Raw genomic sequence first — 3228 nt, 5'->3', positions numbered from 1 at the left:
TCCAGGAAATATTAAACCTTTTGGAGCAAATTCTACAATTAATCCGACCAATTATAAGGAAAAAAGGGCTATAGAGAATTATGCATACCTACAGGACGATTACCGAATTTCTAACAGACTTACACTAATGTATGGATTAAGAATATCTCAATTCGCTCAAATGGCGAACGACTCCATTCCAATTTACGAGAATGGGAATCCGGTTGTTTATAATCCAGTCATCAATAATTATGAGAAAGGAACCATTTCATCCTACAAGAATTATAGAAAAAATGAACTCTTAAACAATTCTTTTGGCTTTGAACCACGCCTCAGTTTGAATTATCAAGTAAATGAAGTGTCGAGCATCAAATTGGGTTACAACCGAATGTACCAGTATATTCATTTGCTTTCTACTGCAACTTCTCCAACTCCATTGGATATCTATACGCCAAGTTCTACATTTATTAAACCCCAAGTGGCTGACCAAATTGCTACGGGCTATTTCAGAAATTTTAAGGATAATATATTTGAATTTAGTGTAGAAGCATACTACAAATGGATGCAAAACCAATTTGATTTTATTGATGGTGCTTCACCTATTTTAAACAATTCACCAGAAACAATTCTACTAAATGGTAATGCACGTTCGTATGGTTTGGAATTTATGGTAAAGAAAAGTGAAGGAAGATTTACGGGATGGATAAGCTATACATTGTCAAAAACCGAACGCAGAACGCCAGGAATCGATGGTGGGGAAGGCATCAATAATGGAGCGTACTATTCAACAAATTATGACAAGCCTCACAATATTGCCATTACTGGAAACTATAAAATCTCGGAGAAATGGTCTATTGCTGCAAATTTCATTTACCAATCAGGCAGACCAGCTACCTACCCTGAATCAAAATACTCATTTAACGGACTTTCTATACCAGAATATAGCGAACGCAATGCCCATCGATTGCCCGATTATCACAGATTGGATATTGCAGCAACGTTAAAAGGTAAACAAACAAAACGGTGGAAAAGTCAATGGATATTTGGTATTTACAATGTGTATAACCGCCAAAATGCCGCAAATATTACCTTCAAAGAAACCTTGACAAATAACAATAGTGAAACTGGATTAGGAACAGGAAATAACAAGGCATATAAGCTTACCTATTTTGGTTTAGTACCAAGCATTAGTTACGAGTTTAAATTTTAAATAATAAAAACATGAAATTAATAAAAACAATCTGTCTTTTGGTAGCAATAGCTACTGTTTTTACTTCTTGCGAAAAAGAAATTAATTTAGATTTAAAAAATACCAGTCCCAAACTAGTTGTAGAAGGGAATATTCTATGGGGTCTTGACACTGTTATAAATCAGCAAGAATTAAAGCTCAGCCTTTCCGCTAATTATACAGGCAATAGTAATCCACTGCCAGTAACAAACGCAATCGTTATGGTAAATGATGGAACAAATACATACACATATAATCATATCGAAAATGGTGTTTACAGGAGTAGTTTTATTGCAGCAACCAACAAAACTTATAAGTTAATCATAAACTATGAAGGAGATGAATACAATGCTTATGAAACTCTGAAAGCAGGAGGTGCTGCTATAGATAGTCTTACGGTAAATTATTTCCCTTCTACTTTAGGTAGTCCAGAAGGTAATTTTATCACAGTAAACACAACTGATCCTTTGAATGAAAGAAACTTCTATTTATGGCAATTGTTTATAAACGAGCAATTAATGATAAATCCTTCACCTGGAAACATTTATAGAGCCATACAAAAAGATGACTTTTTCAACGGACAACCTCTAATTAACTATTTGCCATTTGATAATTTTCCTGTGGTTACAGGAGACATAGCAAGAATGCATCAACTAAATATCTCTGAGCAAATGCATAATTACTATTACTCCATATTCAATTTAACAGCATCATCTCCAGTTTCTGGTGATGTGCCGCCTGGGAAAATAAGAGGAAATATCTTGAATTTAAACAAGTCAGACAAAAACGCCTTAGGCTATTTTGGTGCTTGTAGTGTATCAATCAAAACAAAAAAGATATAATCTTATAAAATTAAAAACTATATTCACTTGCATTTGCCATTTTTATACTAGTCAAAATCACCACTTCCTGACTTTAAAATTCAATCATTTAACAAAATTAAGAATTGAACAGCAAGTATTCATTTAACAATCTTGTGGGAGTATTAGATAAGACGGGTAGAATGATTGTTATACAGAAATACAAATACACAAATGACTATTAACACGACAGAAACACCAGCAGGTAACACGGGTTTGGCAAAAGTGGCGGATCAGTGCTCCGCAGACACATTTGTGGTTAATCAAATGTTGGTTCTCCGCATCAACATTTGTGGTGAAAATCGCCACCTTCGCCAAGCCCGAAAACGTTATTGGCAAATGCAGTGCGACTCAAAAAGTAAAAGTATTTAGGACTTCTAAAGAAAAAAAACGCCATAATTTTTTAATGACTTTTTCAAGTTGACCATTGTTTTTTTCATTTCGTTGCGCAGAACTTAAATGACCCAATTGTTTAAAAAAACGCTTTTTCCCACGCACGACTTTTGACAAATGTGTTTTTAATCGAATGTTGAGTGAAATCTTTATCGAAAATCACATGAATCCAGCGTTTGAAAAGTTTACAAATTTTAAAAATATTTTGTTTTGCATGCGTTTGACGACAACACTTTTGACGACCATAATGTGAAAGCATAGTTTTAAAAAATATTTGACGACCACTCTTTTGACGACCATAATACGAAAGAATTGTTTTTAAAAATCTCTGACGATCAATGTTTATAGACTTTTTGACAAACTTTTATGAAGAACATTTCGTAAAATATTTTTTAAAATTTGTAAAGCAACGCACTTAAAACCGTTTTTTTGTGTGACAAGAAAATTGTAATACTTTTACTTTTTAAAGCATTGCAGCGACAAGTTTTGTGACGCATATACATTTCTGAAAGTTGACTGTTTTTATGACGCATGAATAATTGCAATGCAATGCCATAGCAAATCATACTGATGCATCAGCCAATAACAGCAAATTGGCGATAGCCGCTATTTCAGTGCTAATTTGGAAGTTCGTATTTCTTTTATAAATTTGTAATAATTTTGCAGTTTAGTGCTTCGGTTTCGCGGCCATCGCCAATTTGCAAATCGTTGTGTGACATTTTTCCCGAAAGGGACGAAAAAGACACAAAACGGGTTCGCTGAAAACCG

At 34.0% G+C, this 3228-nt stretch carries 3 protein-coding genes; all 3 read left to right on the top strand.

The features are described from left to right. A partial coding sequence (locus ACIQ2S_RS12395; RefSeq protein ID WP_396176448.1) for a TonB-dependent receptor plug domain-containing protein occupies positions 1 to 1189 on the top strand: 1189 nt, incomplete at its 5' end. Between the two features lie 11 nt (positions 1190 to 1200). Further along, positions 1201 to 2049 carry a DUF4249 domain-containing protein gene (locus tag ACIQ2S_RS12390; RefSeq protein ID WP_396176446.1) on the top strand — a complete coding sequence of 283 codons (849 nt, stop codon included), beginning with the start codon at positions 1201 to 1203 and terminating at the stop codon, positions 2047 to 2049. A 192-nt stretch (positions 2050 to 2241) separates the two neighbouring features. Then, positions 2242 to 2439, top strand: coding sequence for a hypothetical protein (locus ACIQ2S_RS12385; RefSeq protein WP_396176444.1), 198 nt, complete (start codon positions 2242 to 2244; stop codon positions 2437 to 2439). Positions 2440 to 3228: the final 789 nt, after the last annotated feature.

The sequence above is a fragment of the Flavobacterium sp. genome, from assembly GCF_044371705.1.
GTDB lineage: Bacteria > Bacteroidota > Bacteroidia > Flavobacteriales > Flavobacteriaceae > Flavobacterium.
The sequence above is the reverse complement of the archived record's forward strand: the minus strand, read 5'-3'. Positions and strand labels throughout refer to the sequence as shown.